The 17,345-nt window shown below is 69.3% G+C and carries 16 protein-coding genes; 11 read left to right on the top strand and 5 right to left on the bottom strand.

Annotation, left to right across the window (positions count from 1 at the left end):
• Positions 1 to 23: 23 nt before the first annotated feature.
• From GA0070623_RS12685 to GA0070623_RS12705, 5 genes are all read left to right on the top strand, one after another.
• A complete protein-coding gene (locus GA0070623_RS12685; protein WP_067313265.1) occupies positions 24 to 956 on the top strand; it encodes a ParA family protein in 933 nt (310 codons plus the stop codon).
• Positions 953 to 1,411, top strand: a complete 459-nt coding sequence (locus tag GA0070623_RS12690) for a Rho termination factor N-terminal domain-containing protein (RefSeq protein WP_067313253.1) — start codon at positions 953 to 955, stop codon at positions 1,409 to 1,411. Before GA0070623_RS12685 ends, GA0070623_RS12690 begins: the two co-directional genes overlap by 4 nt.
• A gap of 215 nt (positions 1,412 to 1,626) precedes the next feature.
• Positions 1,627 to 2,820: an endonuclease gene (locus GA0070623_RS12695; protein WP_067313255.1), complete on the top strand. Its 1,194-nt coding sequence runs from the start codon at positions 1,627 to 1,629 to the stop codon at positions 2,818 to 2,820.
• A gap of 69 nt (positions 2,821 to 2,889) precedes the next feature.
• Positions 2,890 to 3,741: an aldo/keto reductase gene (locus GA0070623_RS12700; RefSeq protein ID WP_067313257.1), complete on the top strand. Its 852-nt coding sequence runs from the start codon at positions 2,890 to 2,892 to the stop codon at positions 3,739 to 3,741.
• 121 nt (positions 3,742 to 3,862) lie between these two features.
• Complete coding sequence (locus GA0070623_RS12705) at positions 3,863 to 4,741, top strand: cellulose binding domain-containing protein (RefSeq protein ID WP_084261521.1); 879 nt, start codon at positions 3,863 to 3,865, stop codon at positions 4,739 to 4,741.
• Between the two features lie 213 nt (positions 4,742 to 4,954).
• Here GA0070623_RS12705 and GA0070623_RS12710 read toward each other — a convergent pair whose 3' ends face one another.
• The 3 genes from GA0070623_RS12710 to GA0070623_RS31655 all read right to left on the bottom strand — a co-directional run bounded on the left by GA0070623_RS12710 (position 4,955) and on the right by GA0070623_RS31655 (position 7,851).
• Positions 4,955 to 6,277 (bottom strand): AAA family ATPase, encoded by a 1,323-nt coding sequence (locus GA0070623_RS12710; RefSeq protein ID WP_067313261.1) that lies wholly within the window; start codon positions 6,275 to 6,277, stop codon positions 4,955 to 4,957.
• Between the two features lie 129 nt (positions 6,278 to 6,406).
• Entirely contained in the window at positions 6,407 to 7,405 is a 999-nt protein-coding gene (locus GA0070623_RS12715; protein WP_407937959.1) for an IS3 family transposase, read from the bottom strand.
• Positions 7,406 to 7,410: 5 nt separating this feature from the next.
• Positions 7,411 to 7,851 (bottom strand): transposase, encoded by a 441-nt coding sequence (locus tag GA0070623_RS31655; RefSeq protein WP_407937960.1) that lies wholly within the window; start codon positions 7,849 to 7,851, stop codon positions 7,411 to 7,413.
• Positions 7,852 to 8,182: 331 nt separating this feature from the next.
• On the opposite strand from GA0070623_RS31655, the gene GA0070623_RS12720 reads away from it, so the two are divergent.
• The 4 genes from GA0070623_RS12720 to GA0070623_RS29935 all read left to right on the top strand — a co-directional run bounded on the left by GA0070623_RS12720 (position 8,183) and on the right by GA0070623_RS29935 (position 12,609).
• Complete coding sequence (locus GA0070623_RS12720; RefSeq protein ID WP_231932763.1) at positions 8,183 to 9,763, top strand: restriction endonuclease; 1,581 nt, start codon at positions 8,183 to 8,185, stop codon at positions 9,761 to 9,763.
• 2 nt (positions 9,764 to 9,765) lie between these two features.
• Positions 9,766 to 10,452, top strand: coding sequence for a type II toxin-antitoxin system toxin DNA ADP-ribosyl transferase DarT (gene darT / locus GA0070623_RS12725; protein WP_067311111.1), 687 nt, complete (start codon positions 9,766 to 9,768; stop codon positions 10,450 to 10,452).
• Positions 10,449 to 11,531, top strand: a complete 1,083-nt coding sequence (gene darG / locus GA0070623_RS12730; RefSeq protein ID WP_067311113.1) for a type II toxin-antitoxin system antitoxin DNA ADP-ribosyl glycohydrolase DarG — start codon at positions 10,449 to 10,451, stop codon at positions 11,529 to 11,531. Before darT ends, darG begins: the two co-directional genes overlap by 4 nt.
• A 232-nt stretch (positions 11,532 to 11,763) precedes the next feature.
• The gene (locus GA0070623_RS29935) at positions 11,764 to 12,609 is read left to right on the top strand and encodes a hypothetical protein (RefSeq protein ID WP_157517578.1); all 846 of its coding nucleotides are present in this window, start codon (positions 11,764 to 11,766) and stop codon (positions 12,607 to 12,609) included.
• Positions 12,610 to 12,739: 130 nt separating this feature from the next.
• Here GA0070623_RS29935 and GA0070623_RS12735 read toward each other — a convergent pair whose 3' ends face one another.
• Together GA0070623_RS12735 and GA0070623_RS12740 are read right to left on the bottom strand one after the other, a co-directional pair.
• Entirely contained in the window at positions 12,740 to 13,744 is a 1,005-nt protein-coding gene (locus GA0070623_RS12735) for a trypsin-like serine peptidase (protein ID WP_157517579.1), read from the bottom strand.
• A 24-nt stretch (positions 13,745 to 13,768) separates the two neighbouring features.
• Complete coding sequence (locus GA0070623_RS12740; protein WP_231932764.1) at positions 13,769 to 14,296, bottom strand: ferredoxin reductase domain-containing protein; 528 nt, start codon at positions 14,294 to 14,296, stop codon at positions 13,769 to 13,771.
• 579 nt (positions 14,297 to 14,875) lie between these two features.
• On the opposite strand from GA0070623_RS12740, the gene GA0070623_RS12745 reads away from it, so the two are divergent.
• Positions 14,876 to 16,372, top strand: a complete 1,497-nt coding sequence (locus GA0070623_RS12745; protein WP_231932765.1) for a helix-turn-helix domain-containing protein — start codon at positions 14,876 to 14,878, stop codon at positions 16,370 to 16,372.
• Positions 16,369 to 17,295 carry an aminoglycoside phosphotransferase family protein gene (locus GA0070623_RS12750; protein WP_067311116.1) on the top strand — a complete coding sequence of 309 codons (927 nt, stop codon included), beginning with the start codon at positions 16,369 to 16,371 and terminating at the stop codon, positions 17,293 to 17,295. Before GA0070623_RS12745 ends, GA0070623_RS12750 begins: the two co-directional genes overlap by 4 nt.
• Positions 17,296 to 17,345 lie beyond the last annotated feature (50 nt).

Consider the following 17,345-nt stretch of genomic DNA (forward strand, 5'->3'; position numbering starts at 1 on the left):
CCCCGTCTGGGGAGGTGCCGTCGGTGTACGTCGTATCCGTGATCAACTACAAGGGCGGGGTGGGCAAGACCACCGTGACCGCCAACCTCGGGGCCGAACTGGCCAACCGGGGGATGAAAGTGCTGCTGATCGACCTGGATCCGCAGACCAGCCTGACGTTCAGCTTCTACGACCCGGAGGACTGGCGGGAGCGGCTGCGCGACGGTCGGACCGTGAAACGCTGGTACGACAGCCTGCGCGGGGACACCCCGGCGGTGACCCTGGGTGAGCTGGTGGTCTCCCCCGGCCCGGCCAACACCCACCTCTCCGGGGCCGGCCGGCTCGACCTGATCGCCTCCCACCTCGGCCTGGCCGACATCGACCTGGCCCTGGCCCGGGGCGTCGCCGACGGCGAGGACTACGACCGGGAGCTGTTCCGGGTCCGTGGCTCGCTGGCCGAAGGGCTGCACGATCCGGCGCTCGACGGCTACGACCTGGTGCTGATCGACTGCCCGCCGAACTTCAACGTGGTGACCCAGTCCGCCGTCATCGCCAGCGACCACCTGCTCATCCCGGCGAAGGCGGACTACCTCTCCACCCTCGGCATCGACCACCTCTGCGGCAGCGTCCGGGAGCTGGTCGACCGGTACAACGCCGACGCCCGCCGGTTCGCCACCAGCCGCCGGCACCACAAGGTCGCCCCGGACGTCGCCGGGGTGGTCTTCACCATGATCCAGCTGACCGCGCACCGACCGATCGCCGCCCACCAGGGCTACCTGGACCAGGTACGCGCCCTCGGGCTGCCGGTCTTCCCCACCGCGCTGCGGGAGAACGTCACCCTGTTCGCCGGGAACACCCCACGCGGGGTGCCGGTGGTGCTGCGTCACCGGGTCACCTCGCCGGTCGTCCAGGAGGAGCTGCGGCAGATCACCACCGAGTTCCTCGGCCACCTGCAACCCCGCGAGGTGACGGTGTGACCGGGACTCCCGGCGGAAACCTCGCGGCCGGGGTGCTGGCCCGGGTGGGTGAGCTGCTGGCCGGGCTGTCGGCCGCCGAGGTGGCCGCGCTGGCGCAGGGCCGGCTGCGGTTGGCCGTCGTCCCGGTGGCACCGGCCGGGGAACCGACCGGCCCGACTCCGGTGCCGCCCACCGGGCCTGTGCCGCCCACCGCATCGCTGTCGCCGGCCGCGCCGGTGCCGCCCACCCCGTCGGGTGTCGACCTGACCGTCGCTGCGGCCACGCTCGACGCCATGGCGCAGCGCCGGGACGGCACGGCGTACCTGACGCCCTGGCCACTGCGGGACCTGCGGGCGCTGGCCGCCCGGCTCGGCCTGCGCGGGGTCGGCGGCCTGCGCAAGGCGGAGCTGGTGGAGCGATTGGTGGACCGGACGGTCGGGTTCCGCGCCGCCTCCGCCGCCGTCCGCGCCCGCTGAACCGGCCCCGCCGCCCGCACCCCGGACCACCGGCCCGGAACGGCTCGGCCACCCGGTCGGAGCCGATGCCGTCGTGCCGTCGTGCCGTCGCGGCGGCGGGCGGCGGGCGGCGGGCGGCGGGCGGCGGGATCCTGTCGTGCAGCGGTTCGCGGTGGCCGGGAATTCACCTCGCCGACCTCCCGTCGGTCGGGTTCCGGCCGATAACATCGCCGGGCATGGATATGAAGAGCAGCACCCGCCCGCGACCCGGGCGGACGATCGCCGCGCTCGCCGCCGCCGTCACCCTGGCGGTCCCGGTGGTGGTGGCCACGACCTCGGCGTCCGCGGCGGCCACGTCGACAGTGGCGCAGGCCCTCGCCGCCCAGGACGGCCGGGTCGCCACGGTCACCGGCTACGTGATCGGCCAGCCGACCGCCACCAGCACGGTGCTCACCTCCGGCTACACCGCCGACACCGCCATCGCCCTGGCCGACACGGCCACCGAGACCGGCACCAGCCGGATGCTCTACGTCCAGATCACCGCCGACTACCGCAGCGCCTTCGGGCTGTTGACCAACCCGTCGCTACGGGGTCGACAGGTCACCGCCACCGGGACGCTGACCGCGTACTTCAGCCACGGCGGGCTGAAGAACCCCACCGGGATGAGCATCGGCGGCGGCACCCCGTCGCCCACCGCGACCGCCTCCCCCACCCCCGCGCCCACCGGCTCCACCGGGCCGTACGACTCGACGTACTACGCGACCGCGATGGGCAAGAGCGGCGGCGCGCTCCGCACCGCCCTCCACACGATCATCAAAACCCAGACCAGGCTGAGCTACGACCAGGCGTGGGAGGCGTTGAAGGACACCGACCAGGACCCGGCGAACGCCAACAACGTGATCCTGCTCTACAGCGGACGGTCGCAGAGCAAGAGCAGCAACGGCGGCGGGGCCAACGACTGGAACCGGGAACACGTCTGGGCCAAGTCGCACGGTGACTTCGGCACCTCGACCGGGCCGGGGACCGACGTGCACCACCTGCGACCGGAGGACGTGACGGTCAACTCCGCGCGCGGCAACAAGGACTTCGACACCGGCGGCAGCCCGGTCGCCGAGGCCGCCGGCAGCTACACCGACGCCGACTCGTTCGAGCCGCGTAACGCGGTCAAGGGCGACGTCGCCCGCATGATCATGTATATGGCGATCCGGTACGAGGGGGACGACGGCTGGCCGAACCTGGAGATGAACAACTCCGTCACCAACGGCAGCGCGCCCTACCTCGGCCGGCTGCCGGTGCTGCTCCAGTGGCACCGGCAGGACCCGCCGGACGCCTTCGAGCAGCGTCGCAACCAGCGCATCTACGAGCGCTGGCAGGGCAACCGCAACCCGTTCGTCGACCACCCGGAGTGGGCCACCGCGATCTGGGGCTGAACGGGCCGGTTGTCACAGATCACCCCGGTCGGGCGGTGAGGACACGGCCCGACCGGGTACACCCGCGGTATGGCAAATACCGTTCCCGACATCAGCCTCAACGACGGCAACACCATCCCACAGCTCGGCTTCGGGGTCTTCCAGATCGAGCCGAAGGACACCGCCGAGGCGGTGGGCCGGGCGCTGGAGATCGGCTACCGGCACATCGACACCGCCGAGATGTACGGCAACGAGGCGGAGGTGGGCGAGGGCATCCGCGCCTCCGGCCTGGACCGGAGCGAGGTCTTCGTGACCAGCAAGCTCAACAACGGCTTCCACCGCCCCGAGGACGCCCGCCGGGCGTTCGAGTCGACGCTGGCCGCGCTGAAGACGGACTACGTCGACCTGTTCCTCATCCACTGGCCGCTGCCCACCCGCTACGACGGCGACTTCGTCTCCACCTGGAAGACGCTGGAGGAGTTCCAGCGCGACGGCCGGGCCCGCTCGATCGGGGTGTCGAACTTCCAGGTGCCGCACCTGGAGCGGCTGGCCGCCGAGGCCGACGTGGTGCCGGCGGTCAACCAGATCGAGGTGCACCCGTACTTCACCAACGAGCAGGTGCGCGCGTACGGCAACACCCACGGCATCCCCACCGAGGCGTGGTCCCCGATCGCCCAGGGCCGGGTGCTCGACGACCCGACGGTCGTCGACATCGCCGAGCAGGTCGGGCACACCCCCGCCCAGGTGGTGCTGCGGTGGCACGTGCAGCGCGGCGACATCGTCTTCCCCAAGTCGACCACCCCGAAGCGGATCGAGGAGAACTTCCGGATCTTCGACTTCACCCTGGACGACACCGCCATGGAGCGGATCAGCGGGCTGGACAAGGGCGAGCCGGGCCGGACGGGACCGAACCCGGACGTCTTCGACTACATCCCCGCCTGAACGATCCACCGCCGGACGGCGCGACCCACGGGCGGGATCCGGTCCCGGATCCCGCCCCGTCGCGTCAGCGCCACCATCTCTGGCATTGATGGACGTGCATCAAGGTCCGTACCATCCGGGCATGCGTGCCCGTCGTGTCACCGCCGCCGTCGTCGCCGCCGGCCTCGTGAGCCTGGTCGCGGTCACCGCCGCACACGCCGACGACACCCCGGCGCTGACCACCCCCGGCGCCCCGGTGGTGGTCGCCAACGAGCCGCACCGGCTCAGCCTGACCTGGACCCCGTCGACGTGGAAGGGCGAGCCGGGCGGCCCGATCACCTACGATGTGCGCTCGCCGATCGGGCCGAACGCCTACCGGGGTCTGGGCAGCACCGAGACCAACGCCATCACCCTGACCGACCTGGCCCCCGGCACCGACTACCGGATCGCACTCCAGGCGTACGCCCTCGGCGGCTACTCCGACACCTCGGCGGTCACCGAGGTGCGTACCGCGTACGGGCGGGCGAAGGTCGACTACCTCAACCTCGACTGGGCGCCCACCGACAACCAGGCCCAGTTCCGGATCAACGTCACCAACACCGGCAGCCGACCGCTGGACCTGACCACCGTGCGGGTCCGCTACCACCTGCGTTTCGAGAACGGCAACGCCGCCCTGACCACCGAGTGCGACTGGGCGACGCTGGGCTGCGGCACCATCCGGCGTACCCTCCAGTATTTTCCGCCGCCCGCGCCGCCGCCCGGCCCCAGCCCGACGCCGACCGTCTACCCGGTGCCCGGCACCCCGTTCCCCGGCTGGGTAGAGCTGACCTTCACCACCGGGGTCCTCGCCCCCGGGGCGTCCTCCGGGCCGATCCAGCTCCGGCTGCACCGGCCGAACTGGACGGCGATCGACGAACGCGACGACCCGAGCTGGCAGCAGGCCACCGGGGCGTGGACCGCCAACAGCCGGATCACCCTCGACGTTGACGGGGTGCGCGAGTACGGCGACACCTGGGGCTGACCGCCGCCAGGCGTGGGCGAGATCGCAGGCGGACGGCGCCCCGGGGCATTCTTCCCGGTGCGGCGTATGACGGTGCGTCATATTCATGCCCCACAGGCATACCCGTGCCAGGCATCGTCGTTGCCCGCCGGGGTGGCCCCGGGGCCGGCGCAGCGGGTCGGGCGGTGGGCGCCGGGACGCCCGTCGGCCGGCGCGGCGCACGCCGGACCCGGGTCAGGCCGGTGCCCGGTGGTCCGCCAGGAACGTCATGGTGGTCTGGTTGGCGGCCCAGCCGTCGGGGAACTTCACCGGCACGTCCAGGTGCACCGACTCCGTCGACGGGTGGGCGTCCAGCAGCTCCCCGATGCCGGCGCGGGCCACCACGACGCAGGCGTGCCGGTGCCGGGAGGTCAGCACGCACAGCCGCCCCGACTCCAGGTGGAAGTTCGTCGCGTCCCGCCGACCGGAGAGCGGGTGCAGCACGATCGTCACGTCGTACTCGCGGCCCTGGAGGCGGTTGGCGGTGTCCACCGTGATGCCCGCCCCCGCCGGGCCGAGGTGGGCGCGGATCGCGGCGACCTGGTCGCGGTGCGCCGCGCCGACGGCGATCCGGTCGGCGGTCACCGGCGTGCCGCCCGGCGCGTGCTCGGAGACCGCGACCGCGCCCCGGGCCAGCACCCGCAGGGCGAGCGCGGCGCACGCCGCGGCGGCCTCCGCGTCGGTACGCACGGTGTGCCGCGCCGGCAGCTCGTGCAACGCCCAGCCGGTGCCGGCGGCCAGCTCCACCGCCGCGTCGAGCGCGTCGCCCGGCCCCGGCCGGGTCAGCGTCAACACCCGGTCGGCCGGACCGGTGCCGGCGCGGAAGCCGGTGAACGGGTAGAACGCCGCCGCCACCACCGGGGCCGCCGACGCCGGCAGCCGCCAGGACACCGGCAGCCGGTGCACCGGCAGCTCCGGGTTGTGCCGCAGCAGCACCGCCACCGCCGCCTGCATCGGATCCCAGCTCAGGCCCGTCCAGCGCAGCGTCTCGACGGTGGAGAACGGGTCGAGCTGCCCGGGATCCCCCACGAACAGCGCCCGCGCGAACCTCCCGGCCACCCGCAGCAGCGCGTCCGAGCGCATCTGGTACGCCTCGTCGACGATCGCCCACGGCCACCGGCCCTCGGTGACCGTGGCCCACTTGGCCGCCGTACCGATGGTGACGGCCGGGTCGCCCAGGTCCGTGACCTTCGACGCGACCCGGACCGTGTCGTGGCCCCGGACCCGCTCCGACGGCCGGTAGTCGGTCGCCGACAGCCGGCCGATACGCAGCTCGGGAGCCTTCGCGGCGAGCCGGTCGATCAGGTCGTCGACCTGCTCGTTGGTCTGCGCCACGATCATCAGCGGCTCACCGGCGGCGGCCAGCTCGACGGCGGCCCGCACCACCAGGGTCGACTTGCCGGCCCCGGGCGGGGAGTCGACCACCACGCCCCGATGGTCGCCCGAGCGCAGGTCGGCCAGGACGGCCGCGACGACCCGTTCCGCCTCGACGGCCGGCGGCACCTCAAGCCCGAGCATCGACCTCTCCTCCCGATCCGCTGTCGCTTGGGCAGCGACAGCCTCATCACGATACGGATCGCCGACGGGATTACTGATCGGCCTGCGGCCTGTCAGCAGCCCAGCCCGAGCGCGGCGGTAGTTGTCAAGTCAAACTGAGACGGTCTGTTCCTGTCGGGGCGGCTGGTTGATCCAGGCATGGTCGGGCAGTTTCGGTGCGCGTGGCCGGCGGTTGAATCGGTCCGGGTGGGCGGTGTGGGCTGCGTCGAGGGCGTGTTGGCGTTGCTCGCGGATCTGCTCGGCGGTGCCGTAGTGCACCGAGGCTGGGGTGTGCCAGCCGATCCCGGAGTGCCGGTGCTCGTGGTTGTAGGCGGTGAAGAATCCGTCGCAGAAAGCTCTCGCGTCAGCGAGGGACCCGAACCTCTCGGGGAAGTCCGGCACGTATTTCATGGTCTTGAACTGGGCTTCGGAGTACGGGTTGTCATTCGAGGTCCGAGGTCGGGAATGTGACCGTAGGACACCGAGGTCGACGAGCATCTCCGATACCGGCTTCGACACCATGGCGCCGCCACGGTCGGCGTGGATGGTGTGCGGTTCGATCCCGTTACGGCTGATCGCGTCGGCCAGGAAGTCGCGGGCGACGACCGCGTCCTCGACGGCCGCGACGAGCCAGCCGGCGACGTAACGCGAGTAGATGTCGATCACGACGTAACACCGGTACCAGACGCCTTTGACAGGTCCCTTCAACGCGGTGATGTCCCAGGACCACACCTGACCCGGCCCGGTCGCGACCAGTTCCGGACGCACCCGCGGCGGGTGGGTCGCCAGCCGGCGTCGTTCCCGGCTCTGCCCGGCGGCACGGGCGATGCGATACATCGTGGACATCGAGCAGTGGTAGCGGCCCGCGTCGAGTTCCCTGGCCCAGACCTGCGGGATCGCCAGGTCGGCGTAGGCCGGCGAGTTCAGCACAGCCAGCACCCGGTCGCGTTCGGCCATGCTGAGCGCCTGCGGCGGCGGGGTGCGGGGCAGCCACGGCCCGTGCCGCGGTCCGACCGGCTTGGCCCGCCGGTAGTAGGTCGCCCGCGAGGTCCCGGTCAACGCGCACGCCCGCAGCACCGAGATGTCCGCGTCGCGTAACTCGCCGAACACGGCGGTCAGGATCTCCTCGGCTGGCTGTCGCTGTCCGCGCTCTCGGAGAGTTCTTCCAAGAGCGCGTGTGCTTTTCCCATGATGTCCAACGCCATGCGGGTCTTCTTCAGATCCGCCTGCAGCTTCTCGTTCTGCCGGCGCAGCTTCTCCAACTCGATCTGTTCCGCGGACTTCTTCACCCGCGCCCCGACCGCCGCCGTGCCGGAATCCGTGACGGGAGTCCCTACCTGGCCGAGTTGCCCGGCGTCGCGAGCCCGTGTCCATTCGATGATGTGCGACGAGTACAGACCTTCCCGGCGCAGGATCGCGCCTTTCTCTCCGTTCGCGGCGTTCTCGTACTCGGCGACCATCGCGAGCTTGTACTCCGGGCTGAAGACCCGCCGTGATGGCTTTGGCGCCGGGTCGCCGCCGCCGGACGCCGGCTGCTTGCCAGATGAAGTAGACACGTACACAAGGATCTCCGATCCCCGCCCTCAGCAGGTCAGCACCCCACTCACACGGGGTGTCTCACACCATCTTGACCAAGAGGGCGGCGCCTGCGGGGACGAGAGGCCGGTCAATGGCACGAAGGTAGCTAGGACTGGGCACAGCGAGACGGCCCTGCGTTGTCTGCCATCCGACTTGGGGCACACCACAGTCAGGACGAAATATGCGTAACCCACCTTCACGATGATCAACGACGATCGCTGCAGGTATCCGCTCAGTCGCTCAATGGCTATGGTGTCGACTCCGTCATCCCTCGCAACACATAGGACTTACGTGGGCATCCTCCGAGAGATGCAGCGGGCACACGCACGGCAGGTGCGCGCCCAGCAGCAGGCTCAAGCTGCCGCACACCGGCACCACCAGCAACTACGTCGAGAGGCCGAACGCGCCTTGAAGGCCGCCCAACGCACGGCCGTAGCCAACGAACGCGAGCGCAAGCGGCTGTACGTCGAGGCGCGGATGGCCGAGGTGGCCGCCGACAACTCCGGTCTTCAGGCACACCTCGACGACCTGGACAATCTCCTGGCCGCAACCCTCGATGTCGACGACTACATCGACTTCCGCCGGCTACGTAAGTCGGTTGAGCACGCCCCGTTCAAGCCCGGCAACCTCGGGGTGCCGCTGACACCACCCGACTGGCAGCGGTTCGTGCCGGCCGCGCCCGGGTTTCTCAGCAAGATGTTCGGCGGCCAGGCCAAGTACCAGCAGCAGTTCGCTGCAGCTCAACAGGCATTCGTGCAGGCACAGGCGGAACACGGCGCCACCGAGGCCGAACGTCAGCGGAAGCTGGCCGCCGCCCACCAGCGCTATCTCCAGAAGTGCGCCAAGGTCGACGCGGAGGTGAACGCGCACAACGCGGAGATCGACCGCTTCGCGGCGGCCGTCGCCGCGGCCGAGCCGGCCGCGGTGGTCGACTACTTCGGCATGGTCCTGGGTAACTCCGTCTACCCGGACGACTTCCCGCAGCACTACCGACTGGCCTACGTTCCGGAATCCCGCCAATTGGTGGTGGAGTATCACCTGCCGACGCTCGATGTGATCCCTGCCGTACGCGAGTATCGGTATGTCAAGGCCCGCGACGAGATATCCACCACCGCGAGGCCCAGCAAGGAGATCAAGGAGCGGTACGCCGTCCTCGTCGCACGGGTCACCTTGCGGACGGTGCACGAGTTGTTCGAGGCCGACCGGTCCAAGCTCGTCGACACGGTGGTGTTCAACGGCATCGTCGACACGACCGATCCTCGGACGGGCGCGTCCGTCCAGCCGTGCCTGGTGACGCTGCGGACCACCCGCGAGACCTTCACCGCGCTCAACCTCCGCCTGGTCGAACCGCTCGCCTGCCTGGCGCATCTCAACGCCTCGGTGTCGAAACGGCCCGCTGAGCTGGCACCGGTCCGGCCGGTGCTGGAGTTCGACATGGTCGACAAGCGGTTCATCGACGAGGTCGACGTGTTGGCCGACCTGGACCAGCGGCCCAATCTGCTCAGGCTGACCCCGAGCGAGTTCGAGAGTCTGATCCAGAACCTCTTCGCCAAGATGGGCCTGGACACCAAGCAGACCCGGCCGTCCCGGGACGGTGGCGTGGACTGCGTCGCCTTCGACCCGCGCCCCATCTTCGGTGGCAAGGTCGTCATCCAGGCAAAGCGCTACCGCAACACGGTCGACGTGTCCGCCGTACGGGACCTCTTCGGCACCTTGCAGAACGAGGGCGCGTCGAAGGGCATTCTCGTCACCACCAGCGGCTACGGACCGGCCTCGTACGAGTTCGCCTCGGGCAAGCCGCTGGAGTTGATCGACGGTTCCAACCTGCTCTACCTACTCGGCGAACACGCGGGGGTGACGGCCCGGATCGACCCCAACGATCTGGACTGAGCATGGACATGCGCCGTCCATCCCGACAAGCGTTGATCATGCATTTCACCCACGTCGACAACCTGCCGGCGATCCTGGAAACGGGAAGAATCATCGCGGACAGCGCCGTGGGCGGACGCCTGGTGACCGAGGTGGGGTCGGTGGACATCAAGGCCAGCCGACGATCCAGGCTGGTGACCTGCCCGCCCGGCGGGTTCGTCGCCGACTACGTGCCGTTCTACTTCGCGCCCCGTTCGCCGATGATGTACCGGATTGCGAGGGACCACCAGGCCGGCAAGATCGGACTGTATCCGGATGGTGACGACCCACTGGTATACCTGGTGAGCTCGGTCGACCGCGTGCACCAGGCAGGGCTGCCCTGGGTAGTCAGCGATGGCAACTGTGCCTCCGTGCTCACCCGCTTCTCCGGGAGCCTTGACGATCTTGTCTCCATGGTCGACTGGCCGCTGATGCGGGAGATCTCCTGGAACAACATTCCGGAGGACCAGGACCGCATGCGGCGGCGGATGGCCGAGTTGCTGGTGCCCCGGGAGTTTCCGCTGGAGTTGCTTGCCGGTTACTCCGTACGGACGAGGGCACGGGAGACACAGCTGAGGCGGCTCCTCCGTTCTGCTGGCATCATCAACCCGTACGTCGCTGTCAGACCGGACTGGTACTACGGCTACACCCGGGGGGAGGTACGCGAATGATCGTCGTCAGCCATGGCAACCTGCTCACCGCCGACGCCGAGGCCCTGGTCAACACGGTCAACACGGTGGGCGTCATGGGCAAGGGGATCGCCCTCCAGTTCAAGCGCGCCTTCCCCGCCAACTACACGGCTTACCGAGCCGCCTGCGCGGCGAAAGATGTCCATTTGGGCAGAATGTTCGTTTTCGATTCAGGCCTACTCGGCACCCGCCGCTATGTGATCAACTTCCCCACGAAGGGGCACTGGAAGGCCAGATCCAAGCTGTCCGACATCCAATCCGGCCTCGCTGATCTCGTCCGGGTCGTCCGGGAACAGCGGATCCACTCGGTGGCGCTACCTGCGCTCGGCTGTGGCAACGGTGGGCTCGACTGGGACGTGGTCCGACCGATGATCGAGCAGGCGTTCGCCGAACTGCCCGACGTCCGAGTGCTGGTGTTCCCGCCGGAGGGCGCTCCCGAGCCGGCGGACATGCCGGTCGCCACCTCCAAGCCGGCGCTGACCGCAGGACGCGCCACCCTGCTGCGGTCCATCGAACGCTATCTCGACCGCGCCCGTGCGCTGGAGCCCCGGGACGGCATCACCAACCTGGAAATCCAGAAACTCGCCTACTTCCTCCAGGTCTTCGGAGAGCCGCTGCGCCTGTCCTTCACCCGGGGCCGCTACGGGCCGTACGCGGAAAATCTCAACCACGTTCTCAACCGACTCGAAGGCCACTACCTGATCGGCTTCGGCGACCGGACCTCTCGGGTCGAGGAGTTGCGTCCCATCCACCTCACCGAGGGAACCAGCGAGGCCGTTTCCGCATGGTTCGCTGCCGGTCACCGGATGACGGAGACGCTCGACCGCATCGCTGCGTTGGTGGACGGATTCGAGTCGCCCTACAGCCTCGAACTGCTCGCCACGGTGCACTTCGCCGCTGAGGTGGATCCTGCGACCACCGACCTCGACGAATTGATCGAACGCGTCCAGGCGTGGAGCGGGCGCAAGGCCCGCCTGTTCACCCCGGCGCACGTCACCACCGCATACGAGCGTTTACAGTCCGCCAGCCTGCTACCCCGCCTGGCCGCGTCGTCGGCCTGACCCGCTTCAGGTCCGCCTGAGTCGTGCCACTTCCCGGGTCGGCTTCGTCGGTTGAGCCGCGCGTTCAAGTCGCAACCCTGGCGTCAGGCGGCTCGGGTGGTCTGCCGGTCGCGGACGGCACTCGTGACACGCCGGTTCTCAGCGAGCACCTCGTCGCGTTCGTGGATGCAGCGGCGCAACCCCGATCGCCCGGGCTGGCTGCAACCGGTGCATGTTGATTAGAATGCCCCCCGTGGGCACCGATGGGCGCTATACAGGCGGTCGCGTGATTGCCACAGGGCACCAGAGTGTCATCGAAGCCACCCATCGGCTCCTGCAAATTGATCCTAGGCAGTTAGCCGGCCTCAAGGTTCGAGCAGGTGAGCACCTTGCCGCTATTCTGACAACGACATTTCTCGGCAATGCGCCACACGCAGTCGACTTGAGGGGCGATGTAGATTTACGTTTCAATCTGCCCGAGCAGCCACCGTTTCCATTATCGCCCGGCGGCGACGTCGCCTTCGAAGTCAAGTCAATGCCGGGACCATTTCGCGAATTCAGCGAGTCGATTAACCGGGCAGCACGACGTGGACATAGGGAGAACTTCTCGATCATAGTGCTGGTAGAGCATGCCAACGACATATTGTCTAGCGCCCACCCAGTTTTGATGCAGGCACAGAATGCTCTGTTGCGAAAGGCGCCAGGGGAGACGTCGCGAAACATCTTCCTGGTGATCCATCCATTTGATCGATTTGCTCTCGAAACCTACGAGTCACCAGCAATCGGGGCTGCGCTCGCACCAGCAGCCATACATCCAGCCCTCGACACGCTGTGGGTACTGTGGGTACCCGATCACCTCACGGTTTGGTGCACGAAAGACCAAACGTGGACCGACTTGCTCTTCACCGGTGCAAATCTGGACGAACCACCCGAAGCAGGGAGAAGTCCACTGGCGGTACTACAGGAAGCGGAGTCGGATTTTCTCGCCGCAGTAGCCGGACATTCGGGCTACACAGATTCTCCTTATCTATACGAAATAGCAAGATCCCAGGACCCGTCGACGCGGCGGCCCGCACCATCGCCGTCCCCGGGGCGATGAGAAATCGTCTGGTTGTGTCGAGGAACCATGGATCGCCTGCCTTGCGGCGGAGGGACCGCCGTCGGCACCGGGGGCTCACGCTCGTAACGAGGTGGGCTGCCCGGTGCCTGCTGGTCCTATCCGGTCCGGATCAGCTGTGTTGCGCCCGTTGGAAGAGCGGGCGGGTGATCGCCGTGCTGAACTGCGGCCCCACCAGGTAGCGCTTCCCGGGCTGGTAGCCGTGGGAGTTGTCGCCGACGACGGTGCCGAGCCCGGTGTGCCGGTCGAAGTGCGCGAACCGGGGTCCGCCGCTGGAGCCGCCGCCCATCACGCACGCGGTGCCCCACTGGCCGGGCGGCTCCGGCCAGTCCTCCGTCGCCTGCTGCTCCACCGCCCGGCCGGCGCAGTAGGCGAGACGCTCACCGGTGTACTCCGGCAGGCCCTCGCGGGCCTCGTCCGAGCTGGCCCGGGGGTAGCCGAACTGGTGCACCATCTGAGCGCCGGGCACGTCGTAGCCGATCCGCTGGGCAGCGCCGACGGCATCCTGCACCCGGCGTCCGTCGTCGTTCGGGTGGAGCACCACGAACGCCTGGTCGTACGAGTCGTACAGGCTCTCGATCTGGTCGTTGAGCAGCCATGTGGACGCGACCACCGACAGCCGGCCGACGAACCTGCCGTACGGCGCCCGGCCGTCGGTGTAGCCGGGGACGAACAGCACGTTGGCCGACCACTGGTTGTCCTCACCGATCAGGTCGGTGTTGTTGACGCAGTGCGCGGCGGTCACCACGGTGCTGCGGTTGGCGCTCTCCAGCACGGTCGCCGTGCAGCTGGCATCCTCACCGTGGTCGGTGAAGAAGAGCCTGCCGACGGTACGCGACACGGCGTCCGCCCGGGTCCACGGTGCGCCGTCCGGCTTCGCCACCGGCGGCACCTGCGCCGACGGGGTCTTGAGCGCCGCGATCCGCTGTGGCGTCCAGTACGCCAGCACCGCCTGCCGCTCGGCTGCGGTGACGGCCACGGCGTGGGTGGCGACGGGGCCGGGTGTGGCGGTCACGGGTTGCTGGGCGATCCCGGCCAGGGTCGCCGTCACCAGCGCGGTGACCGCGCCCGCGACGCCGACACGACGACGCAGACCGAAAATTGGCTTCGATGTCATGACGGGGAACGTAGGACCGGAATGTCAGGAAGCCGTTTGCGGAGACGTCCTCTCCGGCGCGGTGGTCTGACGCCGGATGCGGTGCGGAAGGTGGACACGGTCGGCGGGCACTCCGGCGGCGAGCAGCCGCAGCCGCGAGCCCGCCAGCATGGGAGGCGGTCCGCAGACGTAGACATCCTGGTCGGGGCGCAGGTGGTCGAGGGCGACCGTGAGCGCGTCACCCCGCTCCGCCAGGTCCGCCTGCGGGTCGTGGGAGAACGCGGGAACGATGGTCAGCCAGTCGGGGGCGCACTGGAGTTTGTCGAGGGCGATGGCGTCGTACAGCTCGACGAAGGTGCGCGCGCCGACGACCAGCGTGACCCGGCGGCCGTCGGGGGCGGCGGCAACCTGTTCGACCAGGGCGCGCAGCGGGGCCAGCCCGGTGCCACCGGCCACCAGCAGCAGGTCACCGTCGCGCAGGTGCAGGCCGGTGTCGCGGGGCGTGCCGAGGCGCAACAGCTCGCCGGGGCGTACCTCGTGGACGAGGCTGCCCGAGACGGTGCCGGCGGCCACGGCGCGGACGTGCAGCTCGACAGTGCCACGGCGACAGCTCCGCGTCCGCCGACACCAGCCGCAACCAGCGGTGGACGATCTCCTCAGGGGTCACGCCTGCGCACCGCCCTCGGGCGTGACCTGCGCACGATCGGACAGCCGACCCGCGACCGGGATGTGCGCTTCTTCCTCCTGGTCGGTGGCGGGGACGGGGAGGTCTGTTGCGGCGGTGTTCATGGTGTCTGCGGCCCCTGTTTCTCGGCGGAAGGGTGACGGGCGCCGGGGCGGGCGGGGACGAGGTCGCGTCGTTCGGGTCGACACGCCCCGGAGCCCGGCACCCGCCCCGGGCCATGCATCAACCCTGGTCGCAGATCCGTAGCCGGTTATGCCTGGATGATCGTGGACGCCAAGCGCGCTCGACATCCAGCCGACTACCCGGTCCGGCCGAACCAACGATCTCCTACGTCCCGGCGACGAGATGACGTCCGACCGCTGACCGCTGTCGACTCCTTCCGGCGCTCGATGCACCCTGTGGACGGAGAAGCGTGAACGTCCTCGATATGCGCGCTGCGTATACCGATCCCGCACGGAGCGGGTTGAATGGATACGCTCGACTTCGGGTTCAGCCGTCCGCGATTGGCGAGGTTGCCGGTGACATCTGCGAACTGCCCACGCTGTGGCGGACGGCTTGCCCGCGACAACGACAGCGGGCGGTGCGCGCCCTGCCAGGCCGCCGAGCGCGACCGACTCAGCGTGCCTCCCGAGGTGCCAGCTTCCTTCTGGGAACACGCGCCGGTACGGCAGGCGCTAGCTGAACGGCACCTCGGGCAGGTGATCAGGGCGTACCGGTGCCATCCGTACCACGGACGGAACCCGTTGCCGCAGACCGTGGTGGCGGGGTGGTTGGGGATCACCCAGGCCCAGTTGAGCCGAGTGGAGAACGGCCCGCCGCTCGTGCATCTGGACCGGCTGGCGCACTGGGCGGAGCTGTTCGGAATCCCCGGGACCTACCTGTGGTTCACCCCACCAGGCCGTAGCCACATGACGGGTGCTGTCGTGGCACGCGAGCCACAATCCCCGGGACCGGACGAGAGCCGGCGAGCGCTGTTGGCTGCCATCGCCGCCGTAGCTGCGGGAGCCGGTCTGATCGGCAGCACGGGCCTCGTCCAGCCCCGACGCATCGGCGCTGCGGATGTCGCACGCCTGAACGCTGTCCTGGCCCTCTACCGATCCGTGGACCGCGAGAGCGGAGGCGGCCTGCTGTACCGAGAGGTGGCCCGCTTCGCCGAGTCGGTGTACCGCATGCTCGACTGGACGCACCCAGCCGGGCTGGCCCCGCGCCTGGTGGCAGCGGTCGCGGCAGCGCGCCAGTTGGCCGGCTGGACGGCCCTCGATGCGGGCAGACACGACGACGCCCAACGACACTTCGTCGCCGGTGAACGGGCCGCGCTCGCCGCCGGTGACGCACCACTGGCGGCGATGATCCGCTATGCGCAGGCCAAGCAACTTCAACACCTGCGACACAATCAGGATGCCCTCGCGACGCTTCAGCTCGCACACGCCCAGCTCGGAGCGCAGGCCACCCCGGCGGTCAAGGCCCTCCTCTGGGGCGCGGAAGCCGCCTCGGCCGCCGCCCTCGGTGACTACCAGACCGCAGAAACGACCTTGGGTAAGGCGAGCGATCAGTTCGACCGCATCAGCCAGGAGCGCGAGCCGGACTGCATGGGGTTCTACGACCGGGGGGAACTGCTCGCCCAGTACGGCCGCGTGTACCGGGACAGGGCGCGGCAGGACAGCAGACATGCGCCCGAGGCGGTGCGCTGGGTCGAGGCCGCTATCGCCTCCTTCGGCACTGCTAACGTGCGGAGCACGGTGCTGAACGAGGTCGGCCTGTGCAGTGCGCTCTTCCTCGCCGACGAGCCGGAGCGAGCCGTTGCCGTGGGTGCCCGGGTGATGGAACAGGCGCGCGGGATCAGCTCTCGACGGGTGCTCGATCGGGTCGTCAACCTACGCCGCGATCTGGTACGTCACCGGGAACTCCCGGAGGTGGCCGCGTTCGAGCGCGCCCTCACCGCCCGTGCTTTGGCAGTTGTATGAGCGGGCGGTTCTCCGAGCAGGCAATGACGGAGGCGATGCGAGAAGTCGCGGCCAGCCTGGGCGTCTCCTCGGAGGACGCGCAGTTGCTGCGCCTGACCAACAACGCTGTCTTCGCCCTGCCGAGGTCCGGCATCGTCATTCGGATCGCACGTACTCACGGACTGCGTGACCGGGTGGCCAAGGTCGTCCGCCTCGCGCACTGGTTCGCCGACATCGACGCCCCGACCATTCGCCTGGCGCCGGGCGTCGAGCAGCCGGTCGAGGTCGGCACCCTGGCCGCGTCCGTTTGGCAGTACATCCCGACCGGCTCACCCACCCCGACGGTGGAGGAACTCGGCCTTGCCCTGCGGAAGTTCCACTCTCTCGGCCTGCCACCGTCTCCGCTCCCCGCCTGGGATCCGGTAGCTGACGCGCGCAGACGACTAGCCGACGCCGACGGCCTTGGCGAGACTGACCGCAACTTCCTGATGCGGTGGTGCGACCGCTTGGAGCCGCAGCTCGTTGCCCTGAACCAGCACACGGAGCAGAGACTCATCCACGGGGACGCCCATGTCAGCAACCTACTCAAAGACCCATCGGGCCGGACGGTGATGTGCGACTTCGACGCCACTTGCGTTGGCCCTTGGCAGGTCGACCTGACGGCGGTCGCGGTGGGCGAGCGTCGGTTCGGGCGCACGGGGGCGCACGAGGGGTTGGCCTCTGCCTACGGCCACGACGTGACCTCTGATCCCGGGTGGCCGCTGCTGCGAGAGGCGCGCGAGTTGAAGATGATCGTCGCCGCCGTACCTCATCTTGCCGCATCCAAGCAGGTCACCACCGAGTTCGACCGACGTCTCCGGTCTGTCCGCGATGATGACCACGGGACACGCTGGACACCGTTCGCTGACCTGACCACGCCGGCTAAGAAGGCGATGACGCCATGACGCCCGACATGTGGCTGGGCCACCACAATGCCGATCAGGCAAACCGGATC

Source organism: Micromonospora rifamycinica, from assembly GCF_900090265.1.
Taxonomy (GTDB): domain Bacteria; phylum Actinomycetota; class Actinomycetes; order Mycobacteriales; family Micromonosporaceae; genus Micromonospora; species Micromonospora rifamycinica.